We start from the raw sequence: 19,065 nt of genomic DNA on the forward strand, positions 1-19,065 counted from the left end.
CAGCGCATGGCGGAATGTTCTGCTGTTTCAATAAATGAAGGCTTTAAAAAGCCTTCATTTATTCATGAGGATTAGAACATATGACGCTCTAGGCTGGTTGCTTCTAAGATCTTGGTCGCAATCTCTTCAACCGAATGGTTGGTGGTGTTTACAAACGGAATACGCTCCCTTTTATACATCATTTCTACTTCTTTGACTTCAGTCCTACATTGGCGCAGTGAAGAGTAACGACTATTCGACATGCGACTTTGACGGATCTCATGCAAACGAACGGGATCAATGGTGAGCCCAAACAGTTTATCTTTGTTGCGTTTCAGTGCATCCGGAAGTTTCAAATTATCCATATCATCTTCGGTGAAAGGGTAGTTTGCTGCCTTTATACCAAACTGCATTGAAAGGTATAGGCTCGATGGAGTTTTACCACAGCGAGATACACCCAATAAAATAAGGTCCGCTTTATCCATGTGTTTCATAGTTTGGCCGTCATCATTTTCCATTGCGTAGTTAATTGCTTCTATTCGAGCTTCATAACTGTCGTTGGTTTTACCATGAGTTCGGTGTAAAGCTGGCGTTGCAGGCATGCCTAATTGCTTCTCTAAAGGTGCAACGAATGTGTTCAAAAAGTCGTAATCGAGTCCTTCGCTGCTATAGATGATGTCTCTAATCTCTGGTTTGACGATAGAATGGAAAACCAGTGGTCGCTCACCTGTTGTAATAAAACAATCATTAATTTGTGCCTTAACGGCTTCAGCTTTTTTTTCTGTTTCAACGAACGGAATAGTAAGTGCATCAAATTCAAGGGGAAATTGACTTAGTACTGCATGGCCAAACACTTCCGCCGTGATCGCCGTCCCATCTGAGATATAAAATACTTTACGCAACATTTTGACCTCTTGTAGTAATAAAATTACAAATAAAATTATACATTTACGCTTGTTGTTGGGGAGTGTAAAATGCCGCTGCTCTCGTGTGAAGAGCCACACTAAAATATACTTGCGGAGATTAGAACTGTGCAGCAATACGTACTCTGGTATCAAGAATTAGGCATGGGTGACGTCAACAAGGTCGGCGGTAAAAACGCTTCTCTTGGTGAGATGATTAGCAATCTTTCAAATGCAGGTGTTCAAGTGCCTGGTGGATTTGCGACAACGTCTTTTGCGTTCAATGAATTTCTTGAACAAAGCGGACTTAACCAGAAGATATACGAAATTCTAGAAACTCTAGATGTAGATGACGTGAACGCACTCGCTACAGCAGGTGCACAGATTAGACAGTGGGTTATCGATACCCCGTTCCATCCAGAATTTGAGCAAGTGGTTCGTGAGTCTTACGACAAACTTGCCGCTGAAACAAGCGACGCATCTTTTGCGGTTCGCTCTTCAGCTACTGCAGAAGATATGCCGGATGCATCTTTTGCGGGACAACAAGAAACATTCCTAAACGTGAAGGGCTATGAAGCGGTACTGGTAGCAACTAAGCATGTATTTGCTTCGTTGTTTAACGACCGAGCGATTTCATACCGAGTTCACCAAGGGTATGACCATAAAGGTGTTGCACTTTCTGCTGGTGTTCAGCGTATGGTGCGCTCTGACAAGGCATCTTCAGGTGTCATGTTCACTATGGACACTGAGTCTGGCAACAATGATGTGGTATTTATTACCTCTTCATTCGGTCTAGGTGAAATGGTTGTTCAAGGTGCGGTTAACCCTGATGAATTTTATGTTCATAAGCCAAGTTTAGTTGCTGGCCATAAAGCGGTTGTTCGTCGCAATATTGGTAGCAAGCTTATTCAGATGGTGTATTCAGATGATGAATCCCACGGTAAGCAAGTTAAGATTGAAGATATCGCCGCTGATAAGCGTCGTGAATTCTCAATCAATGACGCAGAAGTACAAGAGCTTGCTAAGCAGGCGATGACTATCGAGAAGCACTACGGTCGTCCAATGGATATCGAGTGGGCAAAAGACGGTAACGACGGTAAGTTGTATATTGTTCAAGCTCGCCCTGAAACTGTTCGTTCTCGTGAAGATGTGCAGCTTATTGAGCGTTACCACCTTAAGACTCAAGGTGACGTTGTTTGTGAAGGCCGTGCAATCGGACACAAGATTGGTAAAGGTGTTGCTAAAGTCCTTAAGTCAATTGACGATATGGACCAGATCCAACCTGGCGATGTACTGGTAACAGACATGACTGACCCTGATTGGGAACCAATCATGAAGCGCGCAAGTGCTATTGTTACTAACCGTGGTGGACGCACTTGTCACGCAGCAATTATTGCTCGTGAATTAGGTGTTCCTGCAGTTGTTGGTTGTGGCGATGTAACTGAACGTATTGAGAATGGTCAGGAAGTAACTGTTTCTTGTGCTGAAGGTGACACAGGCTTTATCTACAATGGTCTGCAAGATTTCGAAGTGATTTCATCACGTGTTGATTCAATGCCTGATCTTCCTATGAAGATTATGATGAATGTGGGTAATCCTGACAGAGCATTTGATTTCGCTCGTCTGCCTAACGAAGGTGTTGGACTTGCGCGTCTTGAGTTCATCATTAACCGTATGATCGGTATTCATCCAAAGGCACTACTTGAGTTTAACCAGCAAACGGCTGAACTTCAGGAAGAGATCCACGAGATGATCGCAGGTTACGACTCGCCAGTTGAGTATTATGTTGCTCGCTTGGTTGAAGGTATCGCGACTATCGGTTCTGCATTCCATCCTAAAAAGGTGATTGTGCGTATGTCTGACTTTAAGTCAAACGAATATGCAAACCTTGTTGGTGGTGACCGTTACGAGCCTGAAGAAGAGAACCCAATGTTGGGCTTCCGTGGTGCTAGCCGTTATATCTCTGAATCGTTCCGTGACTGTTTTGCGCTTGAGTGTGAAGCGATTAAACGTGTACGTAATGATATGGGTCTTAAGAACGTTGAGATTATGATCCCATTCGTTCGGACAGTAAGCGAAGCTGAACAAGTCATCCAGTTGCTTAAAGAGGAAGGTCTTGAGCGCGGTAAAGATGGTCTACGCGTTATCATGATGTGTGAGCTTCCATCAAACGCACTGCTTGCTGACCAGTTCCTTGAGCATTTCGATGGGTTCTCAATCGGTTCAAATGACTTAACTCAGCTTACACTCGGTCTAGATCGTGACTCAGGTATTATTAGCCATCTGTTTGATGAGCGAAACGATGCAGTTAAAGCCTTACTTGCCATGGCCATTAAAGCGGCTAAAGCAAAAGGTGCATACGTAGGTATTTGTGGTCAAGGTCCTTCAGATCACAATGACTTTGCTGCTTGGTTGGTTGAACAAGGCATTGATACTGTGTCACTAAATCCCGATACTGTGATTGATACTTGGTTATACCTTGCCGAAGCACATGGTTAACGTAAACCACTAAAAATGGGATGTTAGATCTGCGTGATTTAACATTTCGTTAAAAACATTAAAAAAGCCGCTTTTTAGCGGCTTTTTTTTGTTTATAATGTTCGGCATAAACTTAAGAATAATAATTGACAGAAGCCGCCATGTTACCGAAGTTATCTCATCAACAAACGCTTGAACCTGTTTACCTTTCCTTTTTGTCTACGCTAGAGGATGGTCAGTTTAGTGGCGATATAGACACCCGCTATAGTGCTCGATTAGCTCAAGCTACCGATAACTCGGTCTATCAGTTCTTACCGCAAGCAGTTATCTATCCTAAGACCGCTGATGATGTACAAGTAGCATTAACACTTGCCAATCAAGCAGAGTTTAGCAAAGTGGTCTTTAGCGCAAGAGGTGGCGGCACCGGTACCAATGGTCAGTCGTTAACCCATGGCATTATTGTCGATATGTCGCGCTATATGAATCAGGTTTTAGAGGTGAACGCAGCGGAAGGTTGGGTCAAAGTGCAGGCTGGCGTGGTAAAAGATGCACTAAACGATGCTTTGCGCGGCCATGGATTTTTCTTTAGCCCTGATTTATCAACGTCAAATCGTGCCACGTTAGGCGGTATGATTAACACTGACGCGTCAGGCGCGGGATCATTAGTTTACGGTAAAACATCAGATCACGTGCTTGGCTTAACCAGCATACTTTTCGATGGCAGTAAGCTTGAGACTCAATCTATCACTCAAGCTGAATTGGATGATGTCACTAAGGTTACCGACAATGCTCTAGGTCAGCAGTTGATTACAACGATTGCAGAAATGTGCAGAGGCAATCGTGAGCAGATTGAACAACGTTTTCCCAAGTTGAACCGCTTTTTGACTGGCTATGATCTGAAAAATGTTTGGGATGACAACTTAGAGAATTTCGACTTGTCACGTATTTTGACAGGTTCTGAAGGCACATTGGCGGTGATCACCGAAGCCAAGTTAAATATTACGCCGCTACCGACTTGTCGGATGATGGTTAACATTAAATATGACTCGTTTGAGTCAGCGCTGCGTCACGCGCCTGACTTAGTTAAAGCCAATGCAACCGTAGTTGAAACCGTTGACTCAAAGGTGCTTAACCTTGCCAAAGAGGACATCATTTGGCATTCAGTGTCATCACTCATTACCGAGGTACCTGGTAAAGAGATCGATGGACTTAACATGGTTGAGTTTGCGGGTGAACAAGCCGATGTTGAAGCCAGACTCACTCTGCTTGAAACCATGCTAACTAAACAGCTTGAGCAAAAAGAGGCAGGGCTTTTAGGGTATCAAGTCACTTCTGACAGAAATAGCATTAACACCATATACGCGATGCGTAAAAAGGCTGTTGGTCTTTTAGGCGCCGCTAAAGGCTCGCGTAAGCCACTGGCCTTCGCTGAAGATACTGCTGTGCCACCAGAGAAACTCGCCGACTTTATTATTGAGTTTAGAGCGCTGCTAGATAGCCATGAGCTGCAATATGGTATGTTTGGTCATGTCGATGCCGGTGTTTTGCATGTGCGTCCAGCACTGGATATGTGTGATGTAGATGATGAAAAGCTACTGAAGACGATTTCAGATCAGGTGGCAGACTTAACACTTAAATACGGCGGGTTGATGTGGGGCGAGCATGGTAAAGGTGTTCGCGGTGAGTATGGCCCTGCGGTTTTTGGTGAGCACTTATATGGCTTACTTGAAGAGGTTAAAGGATTATTTGATCCAAGCAATAAACTTAACCCAGGTAAGTTGGTAGCTCCTAAAAATAGTGGACCGATGCTCTACAATGTGGACAGTGTTAAGCGCGGTAGCTTTGACAGACAGATCCCTATTCAGACTCGTAACGCCTTTCCTGATGTGATGAATTGCAATGGTAACGGCCTGTGTTTTAACTACAGCCATTATTCACCAATGTGCCCATCTTTTAAGGTGACCGGTGATAGAGTTCAATCTCCGAAAGGACGCGCAGGATTAATGCGCGAGTGGCTACGTTTACTTGAAGCAGAAGGTATTGATGTCAATGAGCTGGCGCGTGCTAAGCCTTTAGGCTGGCTCCAAAGAGCGCAAAATAGCTTAAAAATAGATAAAGAGTACGATTACTCCCATGAAGTGATGGAGTCTCTCAAGGGCTGTTTAGCGTGTAAGGCATGCTCTAGTCAATGTCCAGTCAAAGTGGATGTACCAAAATTTAGAGCGCAATTCTTTGATATTTATTATCAGCGCTATTTGCGTCCTGCTAAAGATTATTTGGTTGCAGGCATCGAAGAGTCACTGCCATTAATGGCGTCAGCACCAAAACTGGTTAATGCAGTATCGCAAAATAGCTTGAGTAAGTGGGTGATAAAAAAGTCGCTCGGTTATGTAGATTCTCCAGCACTGTCGGTACCGACTTTAAAGCAGCGCTTAGAAGGCCATGCTAGTCGAGGCTATGATTTGGCTGCATTACAGCAAATACCTGAATCTGAGCGCAGTGATTATGTACTTGTAGTACAAGATCCTTTCAATAGCTTTTATGAAGCCGGCACCGTACTGCATTTTATAAAGCTGATTGAGAAACTAGGCCTTAAACCAATATTGTTACCATTCAAACCAAATGGTAAACCCATCCATATTAAAGGCTTTTTAGATAAATTTGCCCGAACGGCAAAGTCGACTGCTGATTTCTTAAATGAAGTTGCTAAGCTAGATATGCCAATGGTGGGTATCGATCCTGCATTGGTGCTTTGCTACCGTGACGAATACGCTGAAGTGCTTGGTGGTGCGAGAGGCGACTTCCATGTGCAACTCGCCAATGAGTGGCTGCTTGATGTGATAAAGCAGCGGCCTCGAGTTGAAGTAACCGATAGCGTCAACGAGGACAATGAGTTTACTTGGTTTAGCCATTGCACTGAATCAACCGCCAAGCCAAATACAGCTAATGAGTGGAAAGGGATTTTTGAACACTTTGGCGCTAAACTGAATACGGTTAGTCTGGGGTGTTGTGGTATGGCGGGCACCTATGGTCACGAGGCAGAAAATCTCGAACGCTCTAAAACGCTTTATGCGATGTCTTGGGAGCAAACCCTTGCTAAGTTACCGCAATCACAAGTGCTTATTTCTGGCTACTCCTGCAGAAGTCAGGTGAAGCGCTTTAGTGGCTTTAAGCCTAAGCACCCGATAGAAGCCTTACTAAAATTACTGTAAAGCCGATAAAAACTAGCCAATGGCTAGTTTTTGTTTTTAGCAGCGCCTAACGAGCGATAGTACTGAAAGGAAGCGATGTATGACCTCAAAAATAACAACCGCGACAGAAGCACTCAATACGCTGAATCAAGGTGCGCCCTTATGTGATGCTGGTGCTATTTTTGAAATCGCAGACAATGGCGACTGGTATTATCGAGGTGGCAAATTACCGCTTAAGTTCAGTAAACTTTTTGCCAGTATTTTACATAGGATTGAAGGTCAATATTATCTAATTACGCCTGTTGAAAAACTGAAAGTAAACGTGCTGAGTGAAGCGCTCGTTATTGTTGATTATGATGCAAAGCAAGCGGGCTCTTTTGAGGTTACAACAAGTATTGGTACTGAGCATGAGCTTGCAAGTTTTGATGGTTTTACTGTAATGGACGACAAAATTACGCTGCAGCTAGAAAAGGGGCTTGTTGCTAAGTTAAACCGAGCCTGTTTCTATCGATTTATAAATGAATTCATAGCCTAAAATGGTTGCTTGAGCATGAACTCGAATTAACTATTTCAAGATTATGATTTATAAGCTTTTTGATTGATAATCAACAATTAGCTATCGCTAAGGCTAGTTTCTTTTAGCGTAAGTGATAAGATTAAATGAACCGCTAAGCTGCTTAGGAGGTGCTGATTGAATCGATTTGAAAGTTTAAGTTACTTGGTCTCCCATCTAAATGTTGACCTACAAAATGCGTTAGATCAGAGGCTTAAACGCTATGATCTGGACATTAAACTTTGGCCAGTGCTGTTTTCGCTTTGGCAGGAAGAGGGTGTGACTCAAACTGAGCTGTCAAAGCGTTGTGATGTCGCTAACTACACCATGACCAGACTGCTGGATCAACTGCAACAGCAGCAACTCATTACCCGTCAACAAGATCTCGATAACCGCCGCGCATTCAATATATTTCTCACCAATAATGGTAAAGCGTTAGAGCAAGATCTTATTCGAGAGGCCGAGCGGGTCAACGAACTGTTTTTGGAAAACCTAACTGTTGAAGAGCAAGCCAAGTTCTTAACCTTAATCAATAAGATTAATCGTTTCTGCGATTAGCATCTGTCGAAAGTCTGGTTGCCTGTTGGCGACTCTTTTTAAAAGGAATTATCATGTATCGTATTTTCGTCGTATTCATTGTAGCTTTCACAGTCACAGCGTGTTCAGTCAATATTAATAAGTCGAAAACAAAGCCTGCAGTAAAGCCCGTTGAGCAAGTCAGTCAAAGCGCTGGGTTTATTCAATCAATAGCACTGGCGAATGGGGCAACTTTAGTCGTGGAAGAGGGACGATTAGAGCCTCGATCTATTGGTAGCATTAGCGTTAAGCTTTATAAAGATCTTAACGTAGGTGATTTTGTTGCTGCTGTTAATTTTGTTCGTGACGGTACGATTGTAAAGGCTGTTTTAATTGAGAATGGTGACGATAAGCAAAAGCTTTCGATTACAACAGTGACGGCGGGCAGCGGCAATTATCAAGCAAGCCAGTTGATTTGCGTTACATCTAATGAGATTAAGCTTTGCTGATTGTAACTTGATACCTTTAATTGGCAGTTTTACTAGCTCACCATGAGTAGGAATACTGCCAATAACCCTAAAGCTAGAATGCTCTGTTGGCTCATTAATCGGCTTCGATATAACTCTCTTTTCCCCTGCTTTAAACTAGCGACCAAATTATTTTGTTTATAGATCCTACATATGAGCTGTTCGGTGGCAGGATCAAAAAATAGGTGCAGCCTTGCAGGTTTACCATCTTTAAGCACAACTTGATGTTCGCTATTGTGGCCGAAGTTTAGTTTTCTAGAGACTCGCTTGCCATTGACATAGGCTTCTTCCAAGCCACACCAATTACTTGCTTGTAGCTCAATGTTTTCTTGGTTGAGATCATATTTAAAACAAACCATATACGGACCCACAATTTCCCTAGGGCTTTTAATTCAAGCAGAGGAATATGACGTTTGCCAGTCTGGAAAAATGAAAGTTGTATGAAAAGGGGTTATGTAGTTGGAAGTATGCAGATAAAAATTCAAAAAAAAGCCAAGCAACTGCTTGGCTTTTTTTAACTCAAACATTATTTAGCAGCGTTGATGATCTCGCGTGCCATTTCATCAGCAACATCACCAGTAGTACGGTTTTGTTCATCTGACTGCTTAAAGATTGTGAGTAGTGTGTTGTAGATCTCTTCAACTTTCGCTGTAGCAGCAGCAGGATCGTAGTCTTTTTCAAAAGAGACATTAATAATGCCGCCAGCATTTATCACATAATCTGGAGCGTAAAGAATGTTTTGCTCTTTCAACAACTCACCGTGGCGAACCTCTGCAAGTTGGTTATTGGCACAACCAGCAACAATTGTCGCTTTAAGCATAGGAATGGTGATGTCATTGATCGTTGCACCCAATGCACATGGCGCATAAACGTCAACATCTTGATGATAAATGTCTTGCGGGGCAACAACAATAGCACCAAATTCAGAGGCGACTCTATCTAATGACTCTTGGTGGATATCGGTAACAATTAACTCAGCACCTTCTTCATGCAGATGGCGACATAAGTAGTAACCGACATGGCCAACACCCTGTACAGAGATCTTAAGCCCTTTAAGGCTGTCTAGGCCACGCTGATGCTTTACCGCAGCTTTAATGCCCAAATAGGTGCCAAGAGCAGTATAAGGCGATGGGTCGCCACTCTTGCCTTCTAAACCAGCCATATAAGGGGTTTCTTCATGGGCGATCATAATATCGGCGGTTGATACACCAACATCTTCAGCTGAATAGTACTTGCCACCTAAGGTATCAATACAGCGGCCGAACGCTCTAAAGAGTGCTTCGCGGTCTGTTATTTTTGGATCGGCAATGATAACGGACTTACCGCCACCCATAGTCAGTCCTGCTAGTGCGTTTTTGTAGGTCATGCCACGAGAAAGACGCAGGACGTCGGTTATTGCTTCATCGTCTGATTCATAATTCCACATACGACAGCCGCCTACAGCTGGACCTAAGTTTGTGTTATGAATTGCAATAATGGCTTTAAGGCCGCTTTCTTTGTCCTGACAAAAAACAACTTGTTCATGGTCGTCAAAAGAGATGTGATTGAATACTGCCACTTGTTGATCTCCGCTATAAGCATCGAAAATGCCGCTACTGCTAGATTACAGTGCGATCTGTTTGTTATATTTATTGCAGAACGATAGCATTTAGCGATACTCTCAACAAAGTAAAGATTCGGATTATTTGTGATCCATGTGGCAATTCTGCTTTCCACTTTACGTTAACGTAAAGTTTTAAGCGTTATTTAAGCGAGTTAGGCGTGTAAAATTATTAGAGAGTTGCATAGCTATGGACTCAAAAGAACAATAAGAAAGGATGAAAGAGATGGCTGAACAAGAAGTCGATCAAGCTCAAGACCAAGAAGCATTAAGACAAGAGTGGATCAGAACGCAATTTCAAAAAGCGAACAAGTTTCTTGCTGAAAAAGGTATTATGCCAAATAAGGTGTATGCGGATGAAAGTCGCTACTTAGCGCCATTTGTCGCCATTTGGAAAATGGATTCTAAAAAACCAGCTAAGCAAACATTTTGGGTAATGTCAGGCGACTTACCTGCTGATTATGTTGATGTTAATGTCGCGGCAACCGCTCGTGATGCTATCCGTCATTTTTCTATGATGTGGCAAATGAAAGCTGAGAATATTCAGCGTTCAGGTCTGACTAAAGATCCTGCACAAGCTCAGTTTGCTGAGCTACTTATCTCGCGTGCAGAAGGCTTATACAAAATGCAGGCTGATGATAAAATTTGGGGACCTGCTGCATAAGTAATATTTTTTAATTAGCTTTTAAACGCCAGAATAAGTCACTTATTCTGGCGTTTTTGTTTAAAGTCCTTAAGCTCAGTCTTTAAATTGATAGCTCAGCCTAAGTAAAAATAACCACGATTGAGTAGTGTTAAAATCATCGTTAAGGTGTCTTTGTTTTGCGTCAACTCTTGGGTCTGCTGCGAGTCAAAGCTAAACTGGTTAGCTAACAAAGCGATATCTGTAGTTATGTTTGTAGAATGCTCGAAGGCTTCACCGTTAATAAATACTCTGTCAATGCTGTCATTTTCTAACTGCAACAATTTCAAACCACCAATGCGATTTAGCTCTGCACCTTGTTCAATGTCTTCGATTAGCATTTCTGCAGTATAGGGCACGTCAGGTTCACATAAATCCAGTTCAAAACGGTTCTGACTTAGAATGCAGCCTAACATTGTTTGATAACTGTGAGGGTCGCTGGCGAGGTCAGTGATAAGCGCCATCATATCTTGCTGGTGGCTGAGGCTCACTTGGTTAGCTATTGAAGGCTCAGAGGTTGAAGTAAAGCGCTTTAAGCCTGTATTACTATCAATAAGCCCATCGGCGAGCCCGCTGAATAACTCTTGCTGACTCGGAGCGCGGAAACCAATGGAGTAGCTCATCGCTGTGGTTAAGGTTTGGCCCTGGTGAGGGTAGCCAGGTGGAATGTATAACATGTCTCCCTTCTCCAGTACCACATCGATAATAGGTTCAAACCCTTCTATTAATGGTGTGGTTGGATCATTGTTTTTAGCAGCATATTGGCCTTTTTCACCGACAGTCCAATGTCGTTGACCTTCACCTTGAATAATAAACACATCATAGTTATCAATGTGCGCACCGACGCCGCCGTGCGGGGTCGCAAAAGAAGCCATTAAGTCATCAAAACGCCAGTCGGGTATAAAACGGAATGCGTTAATAAAATCTGCTGAATCTGGGTGCCAATGGTTGAGTGCCTGTACTAATAATTGCCAATGGCTATCACCAAATTTATCGTAATCTTCAAAAGGTCCCTGGCAGATCTGCCAGTCATTGTTCTTAGTGATTACTACTCGAGAAGAGATTTCCTCTTCACACGCTAAACCTGCAAGTTCATCTGGGCTGATGATCTCTTCAAAGTTAGGGAATGCATTTCTGATAAGTAACGGCTTTTTCTGCCAATAGTCGGTAAGAAAAGCATTGGTGTCTAAATTAAGACTGTACATGTTTGGCAGCACTCATAAAAAGGATAAAAATAAAGGCGATAAGCCTAAGCTTACCGCCTTATTTACAACATTAGTAGTTTAAAAACTAATGATTAAAGCTCGTCAACAAAAGTTTCTGCACGACCAATATAGTTGGCTGGTGTCATCTTCTTAAGTTCAACTTTCACATCTTCTGGTAGTTCTAGACCATCGATAAAGACGGCTAGTTGCTCACCATCGATACGCTTACCGCGCGTGAGCTCTTTAAGTTTCTCATATGGCTTTTCGATACCATAACGACGCATAACGGTTTGAACTGGCTCAGCCAGTACTTCCCAATTACCATCTAACTCTTTGCGAAGTTGCTCTTCGTTCACTTGTAGCTTACTGATCCCTTTTAATGTCGCTTGATAAGCGATAAGAGAGTGAGCCATACCAACACCTAAGTTACGTAGAACGGTAGAGTCAGTTAAGTCACGCTGCCAGCGAGATACAGGAAGCTTAGCGGCTAAGTGCTGCATCAGTGCGTTAGCAATACCTAAGTTACCTTCAGAGTTTTCAAAGTCGATTGGATTAACTTTATGTGGCATGGTTGAAGAACCAATTTCACCAGCAATAGTGCGCTGCTTAAAGTGACCCAGTGCAATATAACCCCAAATATCACGATCGAAATCGATAAGAATGGTGTTGAAACGTGCTAACGCGTCGAATAGCTCCGCGATGTAATCGTGCGGTTCAATCTGCGTTGTGTAAGGGTTCCAGTTGATACCAAGGCTAGTGACAAAGCGCTGTGAAAGAGCGTGCCAGTCAACTTCTGGGTAAGCAGATAGGTGAGCATTGTAGTTACCTACAGCACCATTGATTTTACCCATGATCTCAACATTAGAGACTTGAGTTAGTTGACGCTCTAAACGGACTGCAACGTTCGCCATCTCTTTACCTAAAGTAGATGGAGAGGCTGGTTGACCGTGTGTGCGTGACATTAATGGTACGGTTTTGTACTCTTTTGCTAATGCTTTAACCGCATCAACAATTTTTTGGCAATACGGCACAACCACTTGATCACGAGCTTCAGTTAACATCAACGCGTGAGAAAGGTTGTTGATATCTTCTGAAGTACAAGCAAAGTGAACAAATTCATCGATTGCAACAAGTTCAGCGTTATCTGCAATGCGCTCTTTGATGAAGTATTCAACCGCTTTTACATCGTGGTTGGTTGTTGCTTCAATATCTTTAACACGCTGGGCATCAGCTTCGCTAAAGTTATCTTTAATTTGATCAAGTAAAGCAAGTGCTGCTTCACTAAAAGGTGGAACTTCTTCAATTTCTGGGCAGCTAGATAGCAGCTTTAGCCAGTTAATTTCGACTTGAACACGGTATTTGGTCAGGCCGTACTCGCTGAAAATCCCTCTTAATGAGGCGGTTTTACTACCATAACGACCGTCTACCGGAGAGATAGCAGTTAGTGCGGAAAGTTCCATTAGAAGCTCCTTGATGAACTTGTCTTATATTATAGGGTGAGGCTTTTCATAGCTGTGTCGACTATTGTTTTTCTTGCGAAGACAAGGTGCCTACGCTTGCCTCCTAATTGACGCCATAACACTGCACTGCGCATGGCAGACAGTAAAAGAGCGCGAATTTTTTGTTGGGTTTGAGTGCGTTTCAAAAACTCTGGGTTACCCGAAATTTGTAATTTGGGGCCAAGTTCACTGACGATGTCGCTGTATATACCGGCAAAGTTAGCAATAACCTGTTCGTCAGTGATTTCAAAATGGCTAAGTTGGCGGTGGATCTGGTTGATCCGCTCAGACAACATTCCCATGGCGTTAGCCGAGCGAGTGAGCTTTCGCTCTAATGCTAAAATGCCCACTAAGTAGCGGGTCACTTCAACATCTTTTTGCTTACCGTCACCCAATTGGGCAACGATCATTTGATAGCCTTTTTTCAGCGCATCTTTATCAGCGTAAACCTCTGACGTTGAGTCAGGGTTAGTCACCAATACTGAATTTAAGCTTGCCGCGAGGGCATCTTTATCTGAGTCGCCGTGTCTGGCTATATACTGCACTTGGGCTACAGCTTGCAAAATGCCTGCAAAAGCCATTGTGCGTTCAAACAACTGATCGCTCATTGATTAATCTCTTATTAGTACGTCGATGATCCCGCCACCAAGACAAATTTCGCCATCGTAAAAAACAGCTGATTGTCCTGGCGTTACCGCAGCAACAGGCTCGTCAAATATTACCCGTATTTGGTCATCGCTGTCATAGGTTACAGTGCAGGGTACATCCTGTTGACGGTAACGTGTTTTCAAGGTGATTTTGGCGCCATCAGCAGGGCCTTTTCTATCGACCCAATGCAACTGGTTAGCCAGTAAACCGTTAGACATTAGGCGTGGGTGGTTACCCCCTTGGCCAACAACTAATACATTGCGGACTAAGTCTTTTTCAACTACATACCAAGGATCTTCACTGCTGTTCTTTAAGCCACCAATGCCTAAGCCTTTGCGCTGGCCTAAGGTGTGATACATCAAACCTTGATGTTGACCAATCACTTCACCTTCGCTGGTTTCGATGTTACCCGGTTGAGCGGGTAAGAAGGTGGATAGGAAATCAGTAAATTTACGTTCGCCAATAAAGCAGATGCCAGTGCTGTCTTTTTTATCGTGGGTGATGAGTCCCATCTCTTTAGCAATATCACGTACTTCGCTTTTTTCTAGCTCGCCAACAGGGAAGAGTGAGCGTGCAACTTGCTCGTGGCTAAGTGTGTATAAGAAGTAGCTTTGATCTTTATTACCATCAACACCACGCAGCATTTGGCTGGTGCCATCAATGTCGCGGCGGCGCACGTAGTGTCCCATCGCAATATAGTCAGCATCTAGAATTTCATCAGCAAACTCGAGAAAAGCTTTAAACTTAATCTCTTTGTTGCACATGATATCAGGGTTTGGCGTTCGGCCCGCTTTGTATTCTGCAAGGAAATACTCAAACACATTATCCCAGTACTCTGAGGCAAAGTTTACTGTATGCAGCTTAATACCAAGCTTATCGCAGACAGCTTGGGCATCTTTTAAATCATCTGCCGCCGCACAATATTCATCCGTGTCATCCTCTTCCCAGTTCTTCATGAAAAGGCCTTCTACTTGGTAGCCTTGCTTCATCAACAAGTAAGCAGATACAGATGAGTCAACACCACCGGACATGCCGACGATGACTTTTTTATCTAGATGGGTGGGGGCGATTGATGTCATAAATCCTAATAAAACCTTTGTGTTTGACGAGCGTTGCAGCCATATATCAGTTAAATATATGGGTTAAAAACCGAATTACAAGGGAGCCTAAAACTCACCTCTTTCTGCGGGGGCGTATTCTATCACGCATTGGGGGACTGATACCAATCAGTATCGGAAGTTGATCAACTTAGCGTGCTTTTAGCAAGTGAATTAAAGCCATTGATCATTGAGTATTTCGAGCGGATAGCGCTTGTCGTTTTGATAATCTTCAATTGATTTGAGTACCAATGGACTTCGCAGCTGAGATTTGAGGCTTGTTATTTCAGACAATGTCAGCCACTTTGTGCAGTTAATCGCGGGATCGATTGGTTTAGAATCAAGGCTGTTATCCAGTGAAGCACAAAAGGTATAGCGCACAAAGGCCAGCTCCTCGGTTGCAGTAAACTGATAGATTGATACCAGTGCTTGCGGCTCTATCTCAAGGCCTGTTTCCTCTTTCACTTCGCGAATACATGCATCAACAATCGACTCATTGGCTTCAAGATGGCCTGCTGGCTGATTATATTTAATTTTGCCTTCAATCAACTCCTCGACTAGCAAGTATTTACCATTAGCCTCAATTACACAGGCGACAGTTGTGTTGGGTTTATACCGTTCAGCCATTCTTACCACCCATATCTAGCTGTCGATACTGACCGTTAGGGAGATCGTCTAGACTCCATTGGCCTATTTTATAGCGGATTAATCTTAGAGTGGGAAAACCGATATTGGCGGTCATCCTTCTCACTTGACGGTTTCTGCCTTCACAGATCTCAATAGTGAGCCAAGTTGTTGGAATTTTTGCTCGCTCACGAATCGGTGGGTTACGTGGCCATACAGAGGGGCTACTCATGATATTAACTCTGGCGGGTAAGGTTAAACCATCTTTCAATTCGACGCCTTTACGCAGCTTATCGAGATCGGTTTCGCTGGGGGCGCCTTCGACTTGCACCCAGTAGGTTTTAAAGGTTTTCTTTTTCGGTTCAGTAATTTGCGCCTGTAACTTTCCGTCATTAGTCAGCAGTAATAAACCTTCACTGTCTCGGTCTAATCTACCTGCTGCATAAACCTCTTGTATTGGAATAAAATCTTTGAGAGTTTTACGGCCCTGCTCATCAGTAAATTGGCAAAGAACATCAAAAGGTTTGTTAAACAATACAATAACAGGATTGTTTACTTCTTTAGGCTTACTAGCCACTCTAGATGGACGCTGTGGTTTTTTCCCTGGTTTTGCAGAGAAACCATGGGGTTTAGCAGGCTTTCTAGCTGGTTTTTTTTTCGAAAATGGCTGAGTCACGCAAATTAACTTTTAAAAAAGGGGCTAATTTGTCTATTGTACTGCTCATTGGCCGTTAGTGGAATTTGAATCTTGCGCGGAATGTTTTATGATGTCGGCCATAAAAGTGTGATCCGCAACTAAATTTGAGTGTTAATGGGATCTTTATTAACCTCGCAGTGGTAAACAAAATAAAAAGTTATCGCACAGTGTTAGTGACGATAAATAATCGAAAGTGACTGAATTTTTTACCTTTTCATCATAAAAATAGACATAATTATTATAAAAATCTTAAATTTAAAATAATGTAGGACGAAAAATGAACGATAAATCATCAACGATCATCTATACCGAAACTGACGAAGCTCCAGCACTGGCAACTCTTTCTTTATTACCCATTATCCAAAAGTTTACCCAAAGTGCAGGTGTTGACGTTGAGACTCGTGACATTTCATTGTCAGGTCGAATCATCTCAATTTTCCCTGAAAATTTAACAGCAGAACAAAAAATCAGTGATGCATTAGCGGAACTTGGCGAGCTGGCGAAGACGCCAGAAGCTAACATTATTAAGCTGCCAAACATTAGTGCGTCAATCCCACAATTAAAAGCATGTATTTTAGAGTTGCAAAATAAAGGGTATGACATTCCTAACTACCCTGATGAGCCTGCAAATGATGTCGAAAAAGACATTCAAGCGCGTTACGACAAAATTAAAGGCAGCGCGGTAAACCCTGTATTACGTGAAGGTAACTCTGATCGCCGCGCACCGGGTTCAGTTAAAAAGTTTGCTCAGAAAAACCCACACTCAATGGGCAAATGGTCGACTGACTCTAAGTCTCATGTTGCTCATATGAGTGAAGGCGATTTTTACGGTAGTGAGAAATCTGTCACGCTCGATGATGCCGGTAGTGTTTCAATTGTACTGAGCAAAACAGATGGTTCAGAGCAAGTGCTTCGTAATGCTATAGCATTGCAAGCTGGAGAAGTTATCGATTCTGCAGTGATGAGCAAAGCTGCATTGGTTAGCTTTTATGAGCGTGAAACGTTAAGTGCTAAAGAGCAGGATGTATTATTGTCGCTGCACTTGAAAGCCACCATGATGAAAGTCTCTGATCCAATTTTATTCGGCCATGCCGTTAAAGTTTACTACAAAGACGTTTTTGCTAAGCACGGTCAACTATTTGAAGAACTCGGTGTTGATGTTAATAATGGTGTCGGTGATGTGTACGCAAAAATCGCTTCACTACCTGCAGAGCAAAAAGCGGCTATTGAAGCAGATATTGCCGCGGTATACGCAAGCAGTGCTGAGCTCGCAATGGTTGACTCTGATAAAGGGATCACCAACTTGCACGTACCAAGTGATGTGATTATTGATGCCTCTATGCCAGCAGCGATTCGTACTTCTGGGCAGATGTGGGGGCCTGATGGCCAGCTAAAAGACATGAAAGCGATGATCCCAGATCGTTGCTATGCCGGTGTTTACCAAGAAACAATTGATTTTTGCATTAAAAATGGTGCATTTGATCCAAGCACCATGGGTAGCGTACCAAACGTAGGCCTTATGGCTCAAAAGGCGGAAGAGTACGGTAGCCACGACAAGACTTTTGAAATTGCCGAAGCCGGTACTGTTAACGTTGTTGATCAAAATGGTGTTGTGCTTATGTCGCACAATGTTGAAGCCGGTGACATCTTCAGAATGTGTCAGGTTAAAGACGCGCCAATTCGTGACTGGGTTAAACTTGCCGTTAACCGTTCACGTTTATCAGCAACTCCAGCTGTGTTCTGGTTAGATGCCGCGCGTGCTCACGATGCTGAAATCATCAAGAAGGTTGAGTTATACCTGAAAGATCACGATACCAATGGTCTTGAGCTTCATATCATGTCGCCAGTTGAAGCAACACGCTTTACCTTAGCGCGTGTTAAAGCTGGCCAAGATACTATTTCTGTAACGGGTAACGTTTTACGTGACTACCTTACCGATCTATTCCCAATTCTAGAGCTGGGCACAAGTGCTAAAATGCTTTCAATTGTACCGCTAATGAATGGTGGTGGATTGTTTGAAACAGGTGCAGGTGGTAGTGCGCCTAAGCACGTGCAGCAGGTTGAGAAAGAGGGGCATTTACGTTGGGATTCATTGGGTGAGTTCCTCGCGCTCGGTGCCTCTTTAGAGCACCTTAGCCAAACAACCAACAATGCCAGAGCACAGGTATTAGCTGACACGCTAGATTTGGCAATCGGTCAGTTCCTCGATACAAACAAGTCTCCTTCACGCCGAGTGGGTGAACTTGATAACCGTGGAAGCCATTTCTACCTTGCTATGTATTGGGCTCAGGCTGTTGCAGCGCAAACGCAAGATAGTGAGTTACAAGCACAATTCACAGCTTTTGCAGAAGCACTGACGAGTAACGAAGAAACAATCGTTGCCGAGTTAAATGGTGTTCAAGGGCCAGCAGTGGACTTAGGCGGTTACTATCGTCTAGACGCGGCAAAGGCATCTGATGCAATGCGCCCAAGTGCAACGCTTAATGCACTGATTAACGGCTAGTTATTAACGGTCTGTGTCTTACAGGCCTGTTAAAAAGCCAATAAAAAAGCAGAGTAGATAACTACTCTGCTTTTTTTATTTCTTATCACATACTAAACTAGTTAGTGGGTGATATTGCTGACGCGTGCATACCTTTTGGACCTGCTTCTACTTCGAAACTGACGGGTTGACCCGCTTTTAGAGTTCGATAGCCTTCCATTTCGATGGTAGAATAGTGCGCAAAAACGTCTTCACCGCCAGCATCAGGGCAAATAAACCCGAATCCTTTGGCGTTGTTGAACCATTTAACAGTTCCGCTTGCCATACTTCCACTTCCTTCTGTTGTTCACTTCCCAGTAAGATAGTAAAACTTATCAGCGAGGAA

Annotated in this window: 17 protein-coding genes; 7 read left to right on the forward strand and 10 right to left on the reverse strand. The window is 43.2% G+C overall.

The features are described 5' to 3' along the window. Positions 1–71: 71 nt before the first annotated feature. Positions 72–884 carry a posphoenolpyruvate synthetase regulatory kinase/phosphorylase PpsR gene (gene ppsR / locus L2730_RS13785; protein ID WP_248975121.1) on the reverse strand — a complete coding sequence of 271 codons (813 nt, stop codon included), beginning with the start codon at positions 882–884 and terminating at the stop codon, positions 72–74. Between the two features lie 126 nt (positions 885–1,010). Between ppsR and ppsA the strand changes: the two genes are divergently transcribed. The 5 genes from ppsA (at position 1,011) to L2730_RS13810 (ending at position 8,128) form a co-directional block, all read left to right on the forward strand. Beyond that, a complete protein-coding gene (gene ppsA / locus L2730_RS13790; RefSeq protein WP_248975122.1) occupies positions 1,011–3,380 on the forward strand; it encodes a phosphoenolpyruvate synthase in 2,370 nt (789 codons plus the stop codon). Between the two features lie 140 nt (positions 3,381–3,520). After that, positions 3,521–6,571, forward strand: coding sequence for a D-2-hydroxyglutarate dehydrogenase YdiJ (ydiJ, locus tag L2730_RS13795; RefSeq protein ID WP_248975226.1), 3,051 nt, complete (start codon positions 3,521–3,523; stop codon positions 6,569–6,571). A 79-nt stretch (positions 6,572–6,650) separates the two neighbouring features. Then, entirely contained in the window at positions 6,651–7,085 is a 435-nt protein-coding gene (locus tag L2730_RS13800; RefSeq protein ID WP_248975123.1) for a DUF1285 domain-containing protein, read from the forward strand. A gap of 156 nt (positions 7,086–7,241) precedes the next feature. Further along, positions 7,242–7,661 carry a MarR family winged helix-turn-helix transcriptional regulator gene (locus L2730_RS13805; RefSeq protein ID WP_248975124.1) on the forward strand — a complete coding sequence of 140 codons (420 nt, stop codon included), beginning with the start codon at positions 7,242–7,244 and terminating at the stop codon, positions 7,659–7,661. A 53-nt stretch (positions 7,662–7,714) separates the two neighbouring features. Further along, positions 7,715–8,128 carry a PliI family lysozyme inhibitor of I-type lysozyme gene (locus tag L2730_RS13810; protein ID WP_248975125.1) on the forward strand — a complete coding sequence of 138 codons (414 nt, stop codon included), beginning with the start codon at positions 7,715–7,717 and terminating at the stop codon, positions 8,126–8,128. Between the two features lie 32 nt (positions 8,129–8,160). Here the strand turns inward: L2730_RS13810 and L2730_RS13815 are convergent, their stop codons facing one another. Both L2730_RS13815 and L2730_RS13820 read right to left on the reverse strand, forming a co-directional pair. Next, positions 8,161–8,505 (reverse strand): hypothetical protein, encoded by a 345-nt coding sequence (locus L2730_RS13815; RefSeq protein ID WP_248975126.1) that lies wholly within the window; start codon positions 8,503–8,505, stop codon positions 8,161–8,163. 167 nt (positions 8,506–8,672) lie between these two features. Next, positions 8,673–9,704 (reverse strand): Leu/Phe/Val dehydrogenase, encoded by a 1,032-nt coding sequence (locus tag L2730_RS13820; protein ID WP_248975127.1) that lies wholly within the window; start codon positions 9,702–9,704, stop codon positions 8,673–8,675. A 268-nt stretch (positions 9,705–9,972) separates the two neighbouring features. Here L2730_RS13820 and L2730_RS13825 point away from each other — a divergent pair, with 268 nt between their 5' ends. Continuing rightward, on the forward strand, positions 9,973–10,410 hold the full coding sequence (locus L2730_RS13825; RefSeq protein ID WP_248975128.1) for a DUF4826 family protein: 438 nt from the start codon (positions 9,973–9,975) through the stop codon (positions 10,408–10,410). Positions 10,411–10,505: 95 nt separating this feature from the next. Here the strand turns inward: L2730_RS13825 and L2730_RS13830 are convergent, their stop codons facing one another. The 6 genes from L2730_RS13830 to L2730_RS13855 form a co-directional block, all read right to left on the reverse strand. Then, complete coding sequence (locus L2730_RS13830; protein ID WP_248975129.1) at positions 10,506–11,633, reverse strand: ribosomal protein uL16 3-hydroxylase; 1,128 nt, start codon at positions 11,631–11,633, stop codon at positions 10,506–10,508. A 92-nt stretch (positions 11,634–11,725) separates the two neighbouring features. Further along, entirely contained in the window at positions 11,726–13,093 is a 1,368-nt protein-coding gene (gene purB / locus L2730_RS13835; protein ID WP_248975130.1) for an adenylosuccinate lyase, read from the reverse strand. 29 nt (positions 13,094–13,122) lie between these two features. Then, positions 13,123–13,740, reverse strand: coding sequence for a high frequency lysogenization protein HflD (hflD, locus tag L2730_RS13840; RefSeq protein ID WP_248975131.1), 618 nt, complete (start codon positions 13,738–13,740; stop codon positions 13,123–13,125). A gap of 3 nt (positions 13,741–13,743) precedes the next feature. Beyond that, a complete protein-coding gene (gene mnmA / locus L2730_RS13845; protein WP_248975132.1) occupies positions 13,744–14,859 on the reverse strand; it encodes a tRNA 2-thiouridine(34) synthase MnmA in 1,116 nt (371 codons plus the stop codon). 192 nt (positions 14,860–15,051) lie between these two features. Then, positions 15,052–15,504: an NUDIX hydrolase gene (locus L2730_RS13850; RefSeq protein WP_248975133.1), complete on the reverse strand. Its 453-nt coding sequence runs from the start codon at positions 15,502–15,504 to the stop codon at positions 15,052–15,054. After that, entirely contained in the window at positions 15,497–16,177 is a 681-nt protein-coding gene (locus tag L2730_RS13855) for a pseudouridine synthase (protein ID WP_248975134.1), read from the reverse strand. The genes L2730_RS13850 and L2730_RS13855 overlap by 8 nt, the downstream gene beginning before the upstream one ends. 298 nt (positions 16,178–16,475) lie before the next feature. On the opposite strand from L2730_RS13855, the gene L2730_RS13860 reads away from it, so the two are divergent. Further along, positions 16,476–18,701 (forward strand): NADP-dependent isocitrate dehydrogenase, encoded by a 2,226-nt coding sequence (locus L2730_RS13860; RefSeq protein WP_248975135.1) that lies wholly within the window; start codon positions 16,476–16,478, stop codon positions 18,699–18,701. Positions 18,702–18,798: 97 nt separating this feature from the next. Here the strand turns inward: L2730_RS13860 and cspD are convergent, their stop codons facing one another. Continuing rightward, complete coding sequence (gene cspD, locus L2730_RS13865; protein ID WP_012155761.1) at positions 18,799–19,005, reverse strand: cold shock domain-containing protein CspD; 207 nt, start codon at positions 19,003–19,005, stop codon at positions 18,799–18,801. Between the last annotated feature and the right edge of the window lie 60 nt (positions 19,006–19,065).

The organism is Shewanella kaireitica (assembly GCF_023284045.1).
Classification (GTDB): Bacteria; Pseudomonadota; Gammaproteobacteria; order Enterobacterales; family Shewanellaceae; genus Shewanella; species Shewanella kaireitica.

Coding starts and splice junctions, on each gene's coding strand:
- ppsR (WP_248975121.1), bottom strand. CDS start 884: ATGTTGCGTAAAGTATTTTATATCTCAGATGGGACGGCGATCACGGCG.
- ydiJ (WP_248975226.1), top strand. CDS start 3,521: ATGTTACCGAAGTTATCTCATCAACAAACGCTTGAACCTGTTTACCTT.
- L2730_RS13800 (WP_248975123.1), top strand. CDS start 6,651: ATGACCTCAAAAATAACAACCGCGACAGAAGCACTCAATACGCTGAAT.
- L2730_RS13810 (WP_248975125.1), top strand. CDS start 7,715: ATGTATCGTATTTTCGTCGTATTCATTGTAGCTTTCACAGTCACAGCG.
- L2730_RS13815 (WP_248975126.1), bottom strand. CDS start 8,505: ATGGTTTGTTTTAAATATGATCTCAACCAAGAAAACATTGAGCTACAA.
- L2730_RS13825 (WP_248975128.1), top strand. CDS start 9,973: ATGGCTGAACAAGAAGTCGATCAAGCTCAAGACCAAGAAGCATTAAGA.
- L2730_RS13830 (WP_248975129.1), bottom strand. CDS start 11,633: ATGTACAGTCTTAATTTAGACACCAATGCTTTTCTTACCGACTATTGG.
- purB (WP_248975130.1), bottom strand. CDS start 13,093: ATGGAACTTTCCGCACTAACTGCTATCTCTCCGGTAGACGGTCGTTAT.
- hflD (WP_248975131.1), bottom strand. CDS start 13,740: ATGAGCGATCAGTTGTTTGAACGCACAATGGCTTTTGCAGGCATTTTG.
- mnmA (WP_248975132.1), bottom strand. CDS start 14,859: ATGACATCAATCGCCCCCACCCATCTAGATAAAAAAGTCATCGTCGGC.
- L2730_RS13850 (WP_248975133.1), bottom strand. CDS start 15,504: ATGGCTGAACGGTATAAACCCAACACAACTGTCGCCTGTGTAATTGAG.
- L2730_RS13860 (WP_248975135.1), top strand. CDS start 16,476: ATGAACGATAAATCATCAACGATCATCTATACCGAAACTGACGAAGCT.
- cspD (WP_012155761.1), bottom strand. CDS start 19,005: ATGGCAAGCGGAACTGTTAAATGGTTCAACAACGCCAAAGGATTCGGG.